This is a genomic window from Abditibacteriota bacterium (genome assembly GCA_017552965.1).
Classification (GTDB): Bacteria; Armatimonadota; UBA5829; order UBA5829; family UBA5829; genus RGIG7931.
Genome location: JAFZNQ010000005.1, coordinates 1 through 17,728, shown reverse-complemented (window position 1 = coordinate 17,728; position 17,728 = coordinate 1). Strand labels below are relative to the sequence as shown.

General features: G+C 59.9%; 10 protein-coding genes. 2 read left to right on the top strand and 8 right to left on the bottom strand.

Annotation, left to right across the window (positions count from 1 at the left end; genetic code table 11):
- Positions 1 to 357 precede the first annotated feature (357 nt).
- From IK083_00930 to IK083_00895, 8 genes are all read right to left on the bottom strand, one after another.
- Entirely contained in the window at positions 358 to 2,793 is a 2,436-nt protein-coding gene (locus IK083_00930) for an Ig-like domain-containing protein (protein MBR4748123.1), read from the bottom strand.
- Between the two features lie 202 nt (positions 2,794 to 2,995).
- Positions 2,996 to 5,143, bottom strand: a complete 2,148-nt coding sequence (locus IK083_00925; GenBank protein ID MBR4748122.1) for an Ig-like domain-containing protein — start codon at positions 5,141 to 5,143, stop codon at positions 2,996 to 2,998.
- Positions 5,144 to 5,472: 329 nt separating this feature from the next.
- Positions 5,473 to 8,403, bottom strand: coding sequence for a hypothetical protein (locus tag IK083_00920; GenBank protein ID MBR4748121.1), 2,931 nt, complete (start codon positions 8,401 to 8,403; stop codon positions 5,473 to 5,475).
- A 52-nt stretch (positions 8,404 to 8,455) separates the two neighbouring features.
- On the bottom strand, positions 8,456 to 9,754 hold the full coding sequence (locus IK083_00915; GenBank protein MBR4748120.1) for an adenylosuccinate synthase: 1,299 nt from the start codon (positions 9,752 to 9,754) through the stop codon (positions 8,456 to 8,458).
- 107 nt (positions 9,755 to 9,861) lie between these two features.
- Positions 9,862 to 11,385: an ADP-ribosylglycohydrolase family protein gene (locus tag IK083_00910; protein ID MBR4748119.1), complete on the bottom strand. Its 1,524-nt coding sequence runs from the start codon at positions 11,383 to 11,385 to the stop codon at positions 9,862 to 9,864.
- Positions 11,386 to 11,396: 11 nt separating this feature from the next.
- Positions 11,397 to 12,884 carry an ADP-ribosylglycohydrolase family protein gene (locus IK083_00905; GenBank protein ID MBR4748118.1) on the bottom strand — a complete coding sequence of 496 codons (1,488 nt, stop codon included), beginning with the start codon at positions 12,882 to 12,884 and terminating at the stop codon, positions 11,397 to 11,399.
- An 11-nt stretch (positions 12,885 to 12,895) separates the two neighbouring features.
- Complete coding sequence (locus tag IK083_00900) at positions 12,896 to 15,028, bottom strand: GH36 C-terminal domain-containing protein (protein MBR4748117.1); 2,133 nt, start codon at positions 15,026 to 15,028, stop codon at positions 12,896 to 12,898.
- Positions 15,025 to 15,591: an SGNH/GDSL hydrolase family protein gene (locus IK083_00895; protein MBR4748116.1), complete on the bottom strand. Its 567-nt coding sequence runs from the start codon at positions 15,589 to 15,591 to the stop codon at positions 15,025 to 15,027. Before IK083_00895 ends, IK083_00900 begins: the two co-directional genes overlap by 4 nt.
- Before the next feature lie 280 nt (positions 15,592 to 15,871).
- Between IK083_00895 and IK083_00890 the strand changes: the two genes are divergently transcribed.
- Together IK083_00890 and IK083_00885 are read left to right on the top strand one after the other, a co-directional pair.
- On the top strand, positions 15,872 to 16,897 hold the full coding sequence (locus IK083_00890; protein MBR4748115.1) for a hypothetical protein: 1,026 nt from the start codon (positions 15,872 to 15,874) through the stop codon (positions 16,895 to 16,897).
- A 645-nt stretch (positions 16,898 to 17,542) separates the two neighbouring features.
- Positions 17,543 to 17,728 (top strand): hypothetical protein (locus IK083_00885; protein MBR4748114.1); only part of this gene is annotated, 186 nt, incomplete at its 3' end.

Genomic DNA, 17,728 nt, shown 5'->3' with positions numbered 1-17,728 from the left:
CACCCCACAAAATCTATTCGATTTTGCGGGGGCCCCGAGGAGAGGGGGGTCCTGAAATGGTCCTCCCTGCCCGGGCGGGTGTGTACGGGGTCCCCGGCGAAAAAAGTTTCGCTGGGGCAAATGCGCCGTACCCACGAAAAAAAGGGGGGTATGCGAAGGGGGGAAGCCCCCCTTGCCTGAACGAGCCGCGGAACGGTACGAGGCAATGAAAGCAGTCCCTGCCTCGGAGATGGGAGGGGCCGTATCGCGGGTGACCGGGGCCTTCGCGAGCCGGTCTTGCCGGCGCTTTGCGCCGGAGGGCGCGCGCAAAAAAGCTCCCCTTCGGACAGGGTCCGAAGGGGAGCGCCTATAAAATACTTACTCCTTCACGGTCACTGCGCAGGTGGCTGTGAAGCCTCCGTCTGCGGTGGTGGCGGTGATGGTGGCCTTGCCCTTCTTCACGGCTGTTATCTTGCCGGAGGAGTTCACCTTGGCCACCGCCGGATTGCTCGAGGTCCAGACCACCTTGGTAAGGGTGGCGTCCGCAGGTGTCACCGTAGCGGTCAGGGTCTTGGTCTTCCCCACCTTCAGGCTCACGCTGGCCAGATCCAGGCTGACGCCGGTCACGGGAATGACGACTGTCACCTTGCACTTGGCGGTGAAGCCGCCGTCCTTGGTCTTCACCTTGATGGTGGTGGTGCCGGGGGCTATGCCCTTCACCTTCCCCTCCGGGGTCACAGTGGCTATCGAAGTATCGTAGCTCTGCCAGGTCACGTTCTTATTGGTGGCGTTGGTGGGGGCTACCACGGCCTTCAGTGTAAAGGTCTTGCCCTTGGCCACGGAGGCCACCGTCTTGTTGAGGACCACGCCTGTCACGGCGACTGTGGGATCCGAGACGGTCACCTTGCATTTGGCGGTGAAGCCGCCGTCCTTGGTCTTCACCTTGATGTTGGTAGTACCGGAAGCGATACCCGTCACCACGCCGTCGGCGTCCACCGTGGCTATGCTCGTGTCGTAGCTCTGCCAGGTCACGTTCTTATTGGTGGCGTCTTCCGGCGCTATGGTGGCCGTCAGGGTAACGGTCTTGCCCGTCTCCACCTTGGCCGAAGTCTTGTTCAGGGTGACGCCGGTCACGGCGACTGTGGGCTCCTTCACCTTTATCTTGCACTTGGCGGTGAAGCCGCCGTCCTTGGTCTTCACCTTGATGTTGGTAGTACCGGGGGCTATGGCCTTTACCTTGCCGTCGGCGTCCACCGTGGCTATGCTTGTATCATAGGAAGTCCATTTCACAGCCTTATTCACTGCGTCGGAGGGGACCACCGCAGCCGTCAGGGCAAGAGTCTTGCCCACCTCCAGAGTAGCGGAGGTCTTGCTGAGGGTGACGCCGGTCACGGATATGGTGACCTTCACCTTGCATTTGTCGGTAAAGCCGCCGTCCCTGGTCTTCACCCGGATAGTGGTGCTGCCGGGGGCTACGCCCCTCACCACGCCGTTTGCATCCACCGTGGCGATGGTCTTGTCATAACTGGACCAGATCAGGCCCTGCTCCGAGGCGTCCCCGGGATCTATGATGGCCTGCACCTCTACGGCTTCGCCCGCTTCCAGAGTCAGGGAATGCGCGGCCAGAGTGACGCCTGTGACAGGCACGCCATACATGAAGGGCACGGGATATCCGCCGGGGCCCCTGTACCAGCCGTCGCCCAGCAGGCCCAGCAGGGTGCCGTCGTTAAACTCGGTAATGTCTATCCATTCGTATTGAAAATCGTTCTGGTATATCCTGCCGGCAGGATATTTCAGGGTGGGCAGATAACAATTATGGCAGTCGGCGATGTGGGCGTAGCCGAACAGGCCTCCGGCCAGATTGCCCTCGTTGCGGTCGCACAGGCCGTAACAGCTTATGAGGTCGCCGTGGTAAGCGTAGCCGACTATGCCGCCGGTGTCGCCTCCCTCCAGGTCCAGCCCGAAGGCGCAGCAATTGGTGAACTCGGTGTAAATCATGTCGCCGGCGATGCCTCCGAGGCTGCTGCTGGTAGTAGCCGAGCTGAGAGTCAGATCCCAGGCGGCGCAGTTCATCACGCGGCCTTTGGAGATGCCGACTATACCGCCGGCGCTGTAGCCGTTCTCTATGGAGCAGTCATGGACGAAGCAGTATTCGATCTCCTTGAAGTTATACCCGACGATGAAGCCCTGACGGCCTTCCTCCTGGGGATAAAAGAGAGACAGTCCGGACACGCTGCAGCCCGTTACCATACAGGAGTTGAAGGCCGATATGGCGCCGTAATTGTCGGCGAAAACGGTAAAGGTGCTGCCCCCTCCGTCCACCGAGCAGCCCGATATATTGCCGTTGTTGCGGACGCAGACCACCGAGCCTTCCCGCAAGGCAGGCACGTCTCTCTTGAGACCGCGGGCTGCCGTATGGGTCGCATCCCCTGTGATAACGAAGGACAGGTCCTCTATGGCGCCTTCGTTCATGAACACAAAGCCGAAATAGAAGTAGGACTCGTATGTTTCGTCAGTAAAGTGGTCCGTAAAGTTGCCGCTGTATTTGCATTCGGACAGCTCGCCCAGTCTGATGACGGCTCCGTTGCCCTTGATGGTCCCACTGTTCTCATAGATGCCTTTCCAGGCTGTTCCCGTCAGGTCGAAGGTCTTGTCCGCGGCAAATTCCACGGTATCCCCTTGCGCTATAACGTAGCTGCCCGTGTTCAGGGCCAGCAGGTCGGCCTCGGTGTTGACGGCTATTGTCTTGCCGAAAACGGCCGCAGCCGAAAGCAGGACCGCAAGCGCGGCCAAAAGCAGATAGATCTTTTTCATAAGGGTCTCTCCTTATAATTTGTGCGCAGTCCCCGGAGGATAGTCCGGAGCCTCCTCAACTTCATTATAATACTGCGCGCAGGGAAAAAATCACGCGGGAGCCGCTTTTTTTCAAAAAAACAGGCAGGGGCAAAGAGCCGGAGGGCGCGCGCAAAAAAGCTCCCCTTCGGGCATTGCCGAAGGGGAGCGCCGATCATACGCCTTATTCTTTCACAGTCACTGCGCAGGTGGCGGTAAAGCCCCCGTCTGCGGTGGTGGCGGTGATGGTGGCCTTGCCCTTCTTCACAGCGGTTATCTTGCCGGAGGAGCTCACCTTGGCCACCGTCGGATTGCTGGAAGTCCAGACCACTTTGGTCACGGTGGCGTCGGAGGGCTTCACCGTGGCCGTCAGGGTCTTGGTCTTGCCCGCCTTCAGGGTCACGCTGGTCACGTCCAGGGAGATGCCGGTCACCGGGATGACCACCGTCACCTTGCACTTGGCGGTAAAGCCGCCGTCCTTGGTCTTCACTCTGATGGTGGTGGTGCCGGGGGCTATGCCCTTCACCTTGCCGTCGGAGTCCACGGTAGCTATACTCGTGTCATAGCTTGACCAGGTCACTCTCCGGTCGGTGGCGTCCTTGGGCGCTACCACGGCCTTCAGTGTAAAGGTCTTGCCCTTGGCCACGGAGGCCACGGTCTTATTGAGGACCACTCCGGTCACCGGCACCGTGGGCACGGTGACGGTCACCTTGCACTTGGCGGTGAAGCCCCCGTCCTTGGTCTTCACTCTGATAGTGGTGGCGCCGGCAGCTATGCCCTTTACCTTGCCGTTTGCGTCCACGGTGGCTATAGACGTGTCATAGCTCTGCCAGGTGACGGTCCGGTCAGTGGCGTCCTCCGGCGCTATGGTAGCCTTCAGGGTGATGGTGCTCCCCTTCTCCACTTTGGCGGTGGACTTATTCAGGGTCACTCCCGTAACGGGGATCACGGGGTCGGTCACCTTGACCTTGCACTTGTCTATAAAGCCTCCGTCCTTGGTCTTCACTCTGATGGTGGTGGAGCCGGGACCGATGGCGGTTATCTTGCCGGTGGAGCTCACCTTGGCCACGGTCTTGTCGTAGGAGGACCACACCAGCTCCTGGTTGGAGGCGTCCGAGGGAAACACGGTGGCGTAGAGCCGTTTGGTCTGCCCCGTCTGCAGAGTCACGGAATGGAGGTCCAGAACGACCCCGGTGACGTGTACGTTGTTGTCAAAAGGCACAGGGAAGCCGCCCGGCCCCTCATACCACGATCCGCCCTGCAAAAGCCCCAGCAGGGTCCCGTCGGTGAAGCTGTCTTCGGGCAGGTTTTCCCATTCGAGATGGCAGTCGTTCCCATACCCTATGGCCGGCTTGCTGCCGGTGATATAGCAGCCGCTTCCGTTGATGGCCGACCCGTATCCTGCCAGCTGACCTTGCAGGTCTTCGTCTATGCCATACACGAAAAAGTAATCGTCGTCCAGGGCTGTGTCGCAGGCGTAGCCCACCAGTCCGCCGCAGACGGTGCCGGGAGGCACGTTTATCCCTATGTTATACACGCTGCACTGAGCAATATTCGAGCCAACGGAGTCTGCCGTTATTCCGCCCATGTGACAGGTGTCTTCCTCGGTCGTCATATACAGCTGCGTCACCCAGCAGTTCCGGACGCGGCCGCTCAGATAGCCCGTTATACCGCCCATATAATCCGCATCTGCCAGCATGCAGCCGTCTACGCGGCAGCGCTCGACGGCGCCTAAGGAATAACCTGCTATGACGCCCGCCTCGTCGGCGCGCCCGCCCCGGATGTCCAGATCAAACACCGAGCATCCGGAAATACGGCCCGAATTCTGGCCCGCTATACCCCCCAGATCGGAGCACCAGGCCTTTATTCTGTTGCCGCCGCCTTTCACTTGGCAGTTTTTGACCACCCCGGTGTGCAAGTTGCTGGCGCAGACCAGACCGCCAACGGTGGTGCTGTCCTGCTCGGCCACGGAAATATTGTCGGGGACCCGGACATTCAGGTCGTTTATCTCACCGTAATTCTCCGACACAAAGCCGAAATAATACAGATAGGTGGCGGAAAACAGGCAGGGCCTGAAACCGGACAGTACGACCGTAGCCCCGTTGCCGTTGATGACGCCCAGGTTGCGGCCTATGCCCTTCCATTTGATCCCGGAAAGGTCAAAGGTCTTGCCGGCGGCAAATTCCACCGTGTCCGACTCCCGGATGACGCATTCGCTGTCATTGAGGGCCGTCAGGTCCTCCACCGTGTTGATGCTGATGGTGTCCGCCCACAGGCCGGAGACCGCCAGACAGACCGCAAGCGCGGCCAGAACGAAGTATATTCTTTTCACTGTGTCTCTCCTTTTCAGAGTGAAGGCCCGGCAGGTCGTCCGGAGCCTCTCAATTACATTATACTACATATGTGAAAAGATACGGCAGAAAAAATTGTTTGGCTCGGGGCGGCGCTCACGGGGAAAAGACACGTTTTTGAAGGCGCTTTGCGTCTGTACCGGGGACCGCACTCCGGGCTCTCCGGCAATTCTTTTCCGATGAAGCCCCGGGCCGAGGGCGCAATATGCCGCCGGGGAAGGCTCTGTAACAACAAGCCGGCGGGGCCGGCGCTCATCGCCTGCCCCGCCGGTCCCGTCCCGAATTACGATGACCGCAGCTTTGGCCGGTCTCAGCCGCCCACAGTCAGAATGAGAGTCTCTCCTGCGGCGTCATATTCTATCCTGGTCTTGCCCCCTTCGGTCCACAGCTCAAAGGGCACGTCTCTGCCCGTTTGGGTCCTGAGGGACAGGCTGTCCCTCCGGACCGTCCGGTCAAAGCGGACCAGCGCGCGGCCGTAGCTTCTGAGGGTCACGACGGTCCCTGCGGTCCCGTTTGTCACCCGGCCTATCTCGGCGTTGGTGTAGGCCAGCACCGGCAGGCGGTAAGGGGCGTGGTCATAGACCGTCTCTATGAGTACCCGGCCCTTCAGCAGGTTTGCGGGAGCCTTCAGCACTCCCTCCAGCAGCCTGCCGTTGACCCTGATGCCCGAGGCGTACTGCCCGGTCTTGCCGGTGCGCACCGTGACCCGGGCGCCCCGGAAGGACATATCCTCTATCTCCTCTCCCGTGCCCGAGGGGACTGCGGTCACGCCGTTGTAGTCTTCGATGGCGCAAAAGGCGGAGGCCGCATACATCCAGGGGCCTATGGCAAAGGACTGGGGCTTGTGGTTGCCGGGGTTGTGGGCGTTCTCGTACATCACGTCGGGCATATAATACATGGCGTCCATCACCGTGTTGAAATACACCTTGCGCATGGGGGCGGACACCCTGTCCATCAGGATGCGGGCCTTGTCGTATTCCCCGGCCATGGCAAAGGCGTAGGAGGCGTGGCCCCAGCCCCCGGCAAAATAGTTTCTCTGCAGGGTGCCGCCGAACAGGGCCCCGGGCTCCCTCTCCGTCATGATGGCTTCCAGAGACAGATAGCCCGCGCGCTGGTCCGTCAGAGCCGGGAACAGGGTCAGGGCCCAGATATAATCAAAGAAAATGTCGTGATAGAACCAGTCGGCCTTCCGGTAGGTGCCGTCCGGGAGCCTCACGTCGCCGGCATAATAATGCTTGCCGTTCCACAGCTCCTTTTTGACTGCCGCCTGCAGACTGCGGGCCTTGTCCATGTGAAACTCTTTGTCTGCGGGCCGCTGCAGGGCGTCGGCCATTTCCGCCAGCATGATGTGAGAGGCGTACATGATCTGGTTCTGATACAGGCTGTCGATCCATTCGCCGTACTGGCCGTCTATGACCAGGCTGCCGTAATACTCGCCGCCGCTCTCCCGTTCCTCCGAGGCTCCCATGGAGGCTTCGTTGACGTAGGTCTCCACGTAGAGCTGCTTTTCCCCGTCATACCATCTGGCGTCCAGATAGTCCGACGAGGACCTCAGCACCTCGTAGCGCTCCGCCAGTCCCGTCCGGTCTCCCGTCAGCTTCCAGGCGCCGTAGCAGGACGCCACCGCATAAAAATGGCCGTCCTGTTCCTTCTTGAAGTAGTGCTTGCCGGGAAAGGTGAAAAAGGCTTTGTAGGCCTTGCCATTCGCTTCGGTCTCAGTGTAGTTCGCCACCAGATAGTCGGCCCATTTGCCGATATATCTGTGTTCCCCGGCCAGGGCCTCAAACAAGACCCCCACGGTGGTGTCCCTCACCCAGATATGGGTGTAGCCCCCGTCCAGAGCCGCCAGCAGCTGCCCCTGCGGCCAGTGCATGGCGGCCATGGCCCGGTGGTTCTGCTTCATGAGACCGTCATAGGCCCCGGCGCCCTTCAGGACGGCGCTGCGGACAGACTCCTCCGCCCAGGCCTCCGCCTGGGCCTTGCGGGCTGCCGTTGAGCCGAAGGAGGCGATGAGCCGGTCCAGCTTGGCAGCGCTGTCCGCCCACAGCACGGCCATGCTGCGGGTCCGGCGCCCCTCGGGAGACACTATGGCAAAATGCATGGAGCCCTTTTGGCCTCTGAACACTCCGCCCTTCTCCTCAAGAGGCGTGTCTATTTCAAACGGCTCTTTGGAGGAGGTGGCCAGGAGCCAGGGGCCCTCGCTCACGTTGAAGGACAGGGTGGTGTCCCGGTACACGTATTTGACCCGGGCCGCCGTGTAGTCTATATCCCTGAGGGCCGGGTCTGTCCCCAGGCCCAGCAGCCTGCCCTCGTCATGGCCGGGACCGGAAAAGGAGAGGGTTGCTATATTTTCCATCCTCTCGCCGCCCCACTCCCGGTAAAAGCCGTAGTCCGCGAGGCCCTCCTCCGGGTAGGCTCGCAGGGACACCTTTACACTGTCCTCCTGCCTGAGCTCTACGTTTGCCTGCCCCGGCGAGAACAGGCGGGTCTCGGCGGTCTCCCTCATAAAGGGGGCGTATTTGTCCAGGACTGCCTCCTCCACGCTCCGGAGCGCCGGAGCGGCCTGCCTCATCAGAGACTTCAGCAGGGGCGTATCCCCCTTGGCCAGAGCGGCCTCCATTTCGGCCGCGGAAAAGGCGATGCCCAGCCCCGGCGCCAGCTTGCCGCAGGCCCGGACCCTGCGCATCTCCGCGTCCAGGCTCCTGTAGATGATATCCGAATCCCTTTCGCCGCAGTTGACCGTGTAGAGGGCCGCGGCGTCTCCCTCCCCCCGGGCAACGGCGTCGGGGGACAGAGAATCCCGGCTGTAGCCGCCGCTGTCAAAGACCCAGATGCCGGAGCAGATGGTGTTCTTGTCCGGCGACCCGGCCGCAGCCCTGACCTCCACTCTCAGGCGCCCGCCGGACGCCCGGCCTTTTGCCTCGCAAAACAGGGGTCTGGACTTGCCCGGGTCGGCGGCGGGGTCCAGCGTGACGGGGCTGCCCCCGGCCACTGCCAGCTCCAGTATGCGGTTTTTGCCCTCGCTCCAGAAGGGCTCGCAAAAGCCGGCCACCACCACGTAGTCTCCGTCCGAGGCCTGAAACTCATAGACGAGAGGGATGCCTATCCCCAGGATATGGCTTTTCATATAAGGGTGAGAGGCTCCCGCGCCCACTCCGCTCAGCTCGGAGGGCAGGTTGCGTTCCGCCGCAGCCAGCGGCAAGAGGCAAAACAGAAGCGATACAGCAAGCAGATATTTCATAGCGGCTCCTTATGGCAATAAAAAAAAGCCTCCCCGCAGGGAGGCGGCTCGGTTAGTTGTCAAACACCGACAGGAGCTCCCGGTCGATGATGATGCTCTGGTCCCGTTTGGGTCCCACGGACACCATACATATCCGGCAGCCCATCAGCTCCTCCACTCTGCGGACGTAGGCCCTGCATTTTTCGGGCAACTCCCGGAAAGATCTGATGCCGCTGACGTCGCAGTTCCAGCCCTCCAGCTCTTCATACACGGGCCTGGCTTTGGCCAGCAGCTCCGGCTTGGTGGGGAACACGTCCGTCAGACGGCCGTCTATCTCATATTTGGTGCATATCTTTATCCTGGGCATATTGAGCACGTCCAGCAGGCACACTGCCACGGAGGTGCAGCCGTTTATGCGGCAGGAATAGCGGGCGCAGACCGCGTCAAACCAGCCGCAGCGGCGGGGCCGGCCGGTGGTGGTGCCGTATTCGTGGCCGTTTTCCCTGATGACGTCGCCCATGTCGTCAAAGAGCTCCGTGGGCATGGGGCCGGCGCCCACTCTGGTGGTGTAGGCCTTGGCCACTCCTATGACGTAATCAATGGCGGTGGGTCCCACGCCGGTGCCCAGCGTCGCTCCGCCGGAAATGGAATGGGAGCTGGTGACAAAGGGATAGGTGCCCTGGTCTATATCCAGCAGCGCTCCCTGAGCCGCCTCAAAGAGTATCTTGCGGCAGTCGGAGGTAGCCTCAAAGAGCATGGTGGCCGTGTCGGCCACGTAGGGCCGGAGAGCCTTGCCGTACACGGTGTACTGCTCCAGTATCTCGTCATAATCGAAGGGCTCGCCGCCGTAGACCTTGGTGATGATATCGTTTTTGAGCCTCAGCACTTCCCGGAGCTTGACGGGCAGCGCCTCGGGGTCGATGATGTCGTATATGCGCAGGCCTATCCTGGAAGCCTTGTCGGCGTAGCAGGGGCCTATGCCCCGTCCGGTGGTGCCCACCTTGCCGTCCTTTTTGTAGGCTTCCTCCAGAGCGTCCAGCCGCTTGTGCCAGGGCATGATGATATGCACGTTGCCTGAGACCTTGATCTTGTCGGCGGTGATGCCCCTTTCCCGAAGCCCTCTGAGCTCCTCGGCAAATACTCCCAGATCCAACACAACGCCGTCAGTGATAAGGGCTATGGCGTCGGGATTCAGCACTCCCACGGGAATAGCGTGAAATTTGTAGGTGTCCTTGCCCACCACCACGGTGTGCCCGGCGTTATTGCCGCCGTTGAAACGCACCACGTATTCCGCATCCTGCGAAAGAAAATCCACTACTTTTCCCTTTGCTTCGTCTCCCCACTGAAGACCCACAACAACAACGTTTGACATTAATACTACTCCGATAATACAATTGACTATACTCAGATAGCAAAACTATGATAGCACAAATAAATCATTTAGTCAAGAAAAACTTTTTGCCGCCTGCGCGGCCCTGCTCAATAATCCACCTTTTGGCCGTGATACCTGAGCACCCTGCCTCCCTGCCGGCATATGCGGCGGCACAGGTCGGTGATCTTCAGGCTTTCCTGCCCCGACACAAAACACCGGAAGGTGTTGCCTATGGGCTTCTTCCACTTGTCGGGGATGGCGTCATAGCCTATGACGGCGCCTATGACGGCCCCCACGGTGGCAGTGTCGCAGTCCGTGTCCGAGCCGCAGTAAAAGGCGGTGATGATGGTGTAGTCAAAGTCCCCCTTGCCCTCCAGCAGGGCCAGAGTGATGATGGCGCACTCGGGATACACCGGGTCGCACATGGAGGGATAGTCCTTCTTCACGTCTCTGAGGATCTGCACCCAGGTCCTGCCTTCTGCGTATTCGTCCAGGACTCTCTGCACCATGCAGGCGTATTTGCTCTCCGGCGGTATCACCGACAGTCCGGCCCGTATCAGGGCCCGGGGGTCAGACTCCACAAAGGCTTCGCTGATCATGGCCGCCACGAACATCTCGCCGTACACTCCGTCTTCCTTGTGGGCCACCACGCCGTCCCGGCGGGCGTATTCCGCCGCCAGATCGGGCCGGCCGGGGCACACCAGGCCCCATATCTCCCCCTTCATCTGGCCGCCTATGGCGTTGCCCACGGCGTGGTCCCCGGACTCGGGGGGCATGATACCCTGTCTGAGCCTGTTGAGGCTGATGCCCTCGGCCAGATAGTCGGGCAGGTCAATATTGATATGCTCCACCCACAGCCTGCCTATCTCCTCACTGGTGAGGGAGGGGCCGTATTTCTCCAGGCCCAGCAGGCCTATTATCTGATAGGAGGTGTCGTCGTCGGGTCCGAAGCCGCTGCCGTCCTTGTCCATAAAGTCGAAGGCCAGGCCGAAATGATTGTCCCCCTGCAGCCACTTGGCGTTCATTCGGACGGTGAAGGTATCCCCGGACTTTATGATATCGGTGCCGAATTTGGAGAAATTGTTGGTCTTGATCCAGCTGCGGCCCCCTTCCCCGGGAAAATCCAGGACCCAGGCTTCCAGATCCGTGTTGTACCAGCAGCTGTTGCAGCCGTTGAAGTCCGTCCGCATCTTTTCTGAGAGGGGTACGGGGTGGCTGGTGATGGCTATATCCCTGATGAGTATGGCGCTTCGCTTATCGTATTCCTCCAGGGACATGCCTATGATGGGCGCCGGGAAAAGATCCTTGTCCATCTCCGGCACCGTGACGCTGAGCTCGATCTCGTGCCATTCTCCGTCCATGGGCACCTCGGCGCGGGCCAGAAAGCCGGACCAGCTCCGGATCACGTTGCCTATATAGCCCACGTAGCCGTCCACCACGGGATAGTTTTTCAGCTGGTTTTCCCACCAGGCGCCTTCCACGGGCATACCCAGACCGCCGCCTATGCATTTGCCGTTCCAGCAGCCCAGCACCTTTTTGTAATAGGTATCCCTGTCAAGGGGGGCGCTCCAGGCCGCCGCCGACAGCAGGGCCAACAGGCCCCACAGGACCAAAAAGCCTCGTATCTTCATCTCCTGCCTCCTCAAAATCTGCCCGTCCTGCCGTGATACTTCATCACCCTGTCTCCCTGACGGCATATGCGCCGGCAGAGCTCGGTGATCTGCCAGTTTTCATAGCCCTTGACAAAGCAGCGAAAATCGTTGTGGATGGGCTCCTTCCACCGGTCGGGGATGGCGTCATAGCCTATGACAGTACCTATGACGGCCCCCACGGTGGCAGTGTCGCAGTCCGTGTCCGAGCCGCAGTAGAAGGCGGTGATGACGGTGTAGTCAAAGTCTCCCTTGCCCTCCAGCAGGGCCAGAGTGATGATGGCGCACTCGGGATACACCGGGTCGCACATGTCGGGATACTCCTTCTTCACGTCCCTGAGTATCTGCGCCCAGGTCCTGCCGGACTCGTATTCGTCTATGACCCGACGGACCATCCGGGCGTATTTGGAGTCGGCGGGTATCACGGAGAGGCCCGTGTCTATGAGCTTTTTCACGTCGCTCTCCACAAAGGCTTCGCTGATCATGGCCGCCACGAACATCTCGCCGTACACCCCGTCCTCCTTGTGGGCCACCACGCCGTCCCGGCGGGCGTATTCCGCCGCCAGCCCGGGCCGGCCGGGGCACACCAGGCCCCATATCTCTCCCTTCATCTGGCCGCCTATGGCGTTGCCCACATCATGGTTGCCGGACTCGGGAGGCATGATGCCCTTCTGCATCCTGCCAAAGGCTATCTCCTCCGCCAGCGGCCCGTTCGGGTTCAGGGGCAGCAGCTTCAGCCACAGCTCTCCTATGTTTTCGGAGGTCACGGCGGGGCCGAACTGCTCCAGGGCCAGGAGGCCCACTATCTCGTAGGAGGTGTCGTCGTCGGGACCGAAGCCGTTGACCCCTGTCTGATAGTAGTCAAAGGCCAGGCCTATGCGGTTCTCCCCGGACACGTAGCGGATATCCGCCTGTATTTCAAAGGGCTCGCCGGGCTTCACGCCCTCCATCTTGCGGTAGTCGGCAAGCTGTATCCAGCTCCTCTCGCCGCCGTAGGCGGAATTGACGTCAAAGCAGCCGTCCTCGTATTTGCAGGCGTTAAAAGCTCTGAAATCCTCGTCCGTGAGGGGGATGTCGTGGCTGGTGATCCTGATGTTTTTGACCTGCAGGTGTACCGGCCGGTCGTAGTTTTCCGGCGATATGCCTATGATGGGGCTGGGGACCGTGGTGTCGGGCCGGAAGCCGGGCAGAGAGCAGCGGAAGGTGACCCTGGTCCACTCTCCGTCCTCGGGCACCGTCTGATGATCCCTGTAGAAGCTCCAGCCGCATTTTACCCCGGTGAGATACCCCGGGAAGACGGGGAACTCCCTGAGCTGGTTTTCCCACCAGGCCCCTTCCCTGGGCATGCCCAGAGCTCCGCCTATGACCTTGCCGTTCCAGCAGCCCAGCACTTTTTTGTAATAGGTGTCTCTGTCAAAAGAGGCGCCCAGGACGGCCGCCGACAGCAGGGCCAGGACCGCGACAAAACAGATCTTTTTCACGTGTCTTCCTTTCATTTATCGTCCGCAGGACTTATCCAGACTATTTCGCTGCCCACGGCTCCGCCTATGACCGCGGTGAGCCCCTTTTCGGACAGCTCCCGCCCCCGGGCCCGGAAGGACTGCTCGCGCCTGTCCTCAAAGGTGAGCAGGTATTCCCGGTCCGGCTCCAGGCCCCGAAGGGCCACGGTCCTGGAGCTGCCTTCTTCGTTGGTGGGCTTCCACAGCATGACCGCCCCCGTATTCGTGTCGGGGTCAAAGTATTCCAGCCCGTCCCAGTGGACTCCGTCGGGCCGGGGCAATATGTGATAGAGGTCCCCGTTGCGGATAAGGGGCTTCAGCCGCCGCTCGTAGAGCTCCTTCACGTGATAGGGCCAGTAGGCCTTGTCCTCCTCGGTGGTGCCCTGCCAGTTGGAGAGCATAACGGCGCCGGTGAGCTGGCACCGGAGGCCGTAGAGATAGTCCGCCGTGCCTGTGTAGTTGGCAGACCCCCGGGTATAGGTCAGGGCGTTGCAGGGTATCTGCAGCTGCATGGGATGGATGCAGTAGGAGGAATCATAAAAGGACATATGCAGGGACATATAGTCGGCGCTGTCGTCGCAGTTGATGACGCTGGCCCTGGTCATGGTCCACAGGTCCTTCATGGAACCTCCGGAAGAACAGCTCTCATAACGGAACCCCGGCAGCCGGGCCGTCAGGTGGTCCACCAGCTCCCCGAAGCCCACGGTGGCCCAGTACTGAACGTCGTTGCCCCCGGCGAGATGCCGGTTTTCTCTGGGAGAGGTGCGGCAGATGGGCTCAAAATCGGAGCGCCAGGTGGTGACCGCATTCCTTTTGAAAAAGTCCAGCAGATATTTTTTATAAAAGGCCACGCACTCACTGTTGCCCAGGTCGGCGGAGCAGCCCATGCCCGTGACGTTCACGTCGGAAAACCATTCGGGATGGCCGTATGTGCCCACGGAGGTAGGCACCCCCTGCCGGTCCAGCTGAGTGTCCTTCAGCAACACGTACATGGTGACCCCCACCCCGGCCTTTTTGGCCCGGGCGACGTATTCCCGCAGGGTCCTGCAGCCGTGGTCCGAGAGCACCTTCAGATAGTCGGAGTTGTGCATCTCCAGCAGGCCTTCGTGGGTGCGCCAGGTGGGCCCCGCCTTTTCGTCGGACCACCAGCCGTAGTCCATCTTGATGAGCTGTATGCCGTATTTGGCCACGTCATAGCCCAGCTGCATGTCCTGCTGCACGAGAGGCTCCCGGGGGTCTGCGAGCATGTTTTTCGGAGCCTTTTCCCTGACAAACCAGCGCTTGAAGGCGTTGGAGCCGTCGTCCACGTCTCCCCGATAGACCCCCAGATACACCGGCGGGATGAGCATGCTGCCGCCCTTGGGAAGCCGGGTGATCATGTTGCCGTCGGACAGGGCAGCCGACAGAGCCGCCCCGTGGCCCTCCAGGCCCCGGGCGGTGAGGACCGTGTTGGTCCACTCGAATGCCAGATAGAGGCCCCGGTCCCCGTAGTCTATATACATCATGGGGATCTCGCCCCCGGCGTTCCAGTTCTGATCGGTGCGGGTGCGGGCGGCAGCCTCGGCTCCGGGGGCAAGGCGGGTCTGCCTGATGCCGCTGCCGGGCGAATAGACGCCGCTGAAGAGCTTCCACCCAAAGGCAAAGCCCCCTTCCTTGTCAAAGGTCCACACCAGAGGGTCCCGGTCCTCCCTGATCACAGCCCGGAAGGCCTCTCCCGCGGCAATGGTCAGAGGTCTCCCGACGGAAAGCCGGCCCTCAAACTGAAATGGAGCCCCCTTTATCCGGGAGCCGGACACGGTCAGAATGCAGCTGGCGTCGGCGGCGGAGTCGTGAAAGACGAGCCGACGGGCGCGGGAGCTGCCGGACACGGAGACGCAGGTCCACCGGAAGGGCTTTTCCGCGCCGTCCTCCATATAGCCCCGGGGAAGAGCCAATCCGCAGGGGGCGTCCAGCAGCTCGCTGCCGCCCCGGAGGGACAGGGAGACCAGAGACGCAGCGCCGTCCTCCGCCCGCAGGACCATCCGGGCCTCCGGGGTCTCCACGGTCATATCGGCGGCCATGCCTGCCGCCGTCAAAAGCCCTGCCAGCAGGGCAGCCGAGAATATCACAAACAGCGCGCGGATCATTTGACTGAGATGCTCCTTATGAAGTCCGCCACCTGAGCCGAGCAGGCTTCTATGCCCTCGTCGGTCAGATGGACCTGGTCGTCTGCCCTGATATACGTGTATATATCGCTGTTGACCAGCGAATACAGGTCGTCTATGAGGACCCCTTCCCGCTTGAGAGCCGGGACCACGGCGGCGTTGTATTCCGCCACCAGACGGTTGTCGGTGATGGCTCTTTCGGGCCGGGCGGGGATGGTGGTGGCAAAGCACACGGTCCCGGCCAGAGTCTTCAGATAACGGGCGGCCCGCAGCAGGTTGGCGGCGTATTCCTCCTTTGAGGACAGGGGGCCGTCTCCCGCGTTGTCGGATATATCCCAGTTGCCCGCGTTGAAATGGACTATATCGCAGCCGGCTATATGCTCCCGCCAGTCCGTGAATATGCCCTGCAGCAGATATTTGACAAAGCGGCAGTTGTCCTCCGGCTGCCATACGGTGTAGCCCTCTCCCAGCCGCTCCGCGGTCCGGGGGCCGTAGTTCATCCTGATGGAATCTCCCAGCAATACCACCTTTACAGGCTCGCTCATAACAGCTCCTCCACATAATAATACACACCCATTATAACACAAATTGCCCGGAGAGGGCAAAACCGGCGGGATGACGCGGGGCTGCCAGGCGCCGGACCTTCTTTCTGTCGCCGGGCCGCTCCTTTCGTCAAAAAGCATTTGTGACACTTTTGACAAAGACTTTTTTGTGTGCTATAATAAAGTATAAAAATCTTAATATTAATAAGGAGACTGATATGAAAAGTCTGACGTTTTTTCTAAGTTTCAAGTGAATCCATATTATTGACATTAGAGGTGCAACGTGAATAAGAGTATCATTCTTGCCATAATATTAGTAATGGCAATAGGGGTTGGCGCTTTGATAGTATATGGAAAAACCGGCAATACCGGCAAATCTGTATTCGGACAAACAACCGGACAGCCCAAAGCCCCCAAGTCCGTTACCGCTGCTTCGTCAGATGCCGGAGAGCAGATAATAAAGAAAGTGAACCTCAGGAAACTTGCCAAGACCGGCATTATCAGCGAGCTTTACCGCAACAATACTTGTATTGCAGGAACCTCGGAGGAACTTTTTCCTATAAGCGCCGGCAGGAGTGCGGTTTTCCGCACTGTCTGCGAAACGGGACTTAACAAAAACGGGAGTGATATATCGGCGCGCAAAACTCTGTATATTATTCTGCGCGAGAAAGGTCCCGACGGCAAAGGTTACACCGATGAAGAAATAATAACTTTTGCTCATGAGTACAAAGAATATAAAGAAGGCGTATTCGATTATAGGCCGAAGGTCATTGATGCCGAAGCATCCGATGACGGTTCTTTGCTGAGGCTTTTGTGCTGTTTTAATGGTGAGATTTTTATGTATAATCTGGACCTTAATAAAAAGACCTGGAGAGACCGCCGGCTGCTGGCCGGCGTGCATTCCGGCTTATATCGCAGAGTGTATCTTGAATATATACCCGGCAATGTCAAACAGGTGTATTTTCTTACTCCGGACATAGTGTTTGTATCGTTTGACAGCGGAACGGAGTATGCTGAAAAACTGTGCTTTTATCAGGAAGGGGTCGGACAAGAATATATCGGCGACGGGCCGGAAAAACGGCTCGTAAAAAGCACTCATGGCGCAAATGTTATTTATAAAGGTGTGTATTGGAACAGGGTCGGTTCAAAAGATTATTTGGAGTGGAAGTGGATGACCGAGAAGGGCGCACTGCCTGACGGCACTCCTGTCTACGGACCTTGGCGTTTAAAAGATGATACCAATCTGCCTGATATTCCTCCCGTTCCTACTCAAAAGGACTGGGAAGGCTGGCACAAGCTGGAAAGATAACAGATGCGGCAATAATTACCCGCTCCCCGTACCCGCAGAGATGAGGGTGGAGAAAAGTGTCCGCTACGTGCGCCGAAATGACGTTAATTCTAACCGCCCGAATTCACACCTCATTCCGAAGCCGGGATCGCTTTCGCCACCTCTTTCCGTTCCCCGGCTCGTTCAGGCAAGGGAGGGCAAGACAAAGCCCCGGCGCCTCCGCCTTAACCCCGCGTCATCTCGGCGCCTCCGCAGGAGGCGGTAAGAGATCCCCTGTCACGAAGAAGCGAGCCCCGGCCGCGGACCGGCCCGACGGGACAAAACGCCTGCGCCATGACCCCGCGTCATCCCGCCCAACCCGGCAAAGAATCTTCAGGCCGTTTTGGGTCAGGGATCCACGGTGGGGCCCGCCAGCCGCGTTCCTTACTCCGGCTTTGCCGGAGGCGGCTGGTGGGAGGGGCCGTACAAGCGGGATGCCAAAACGCTCCACGGGGGCGCCTGTGTTGTCAGACACGGGCGGTAAGAGACCCCCTCCAAAAGAACCGCGAGCCGCGGACCGACCCGGCGGGACAAATTATCCCGCCCTGCGAAAAAAAACACCGCTATATCCGCCTCCCCGAAAATATGTTATAATAAAAATAACTCTACCTGTAAAAGGAGCCCCGTATGAAACCGATACATCCCATCCTTTTGGCGCTGGCAGCCATACTTGCCTGCGCGCCCCTTTGGGCTGCCTCCCGCGCGGTCCTTCTCACCTGCGGCGAAGCCCCGGGCTACACTCAGGCGCTGGCGGACGCCCTGGAAGGAGATGGCATCTCCCTTACCCGGGCGGACCTCTCCGCTGACCTCCCT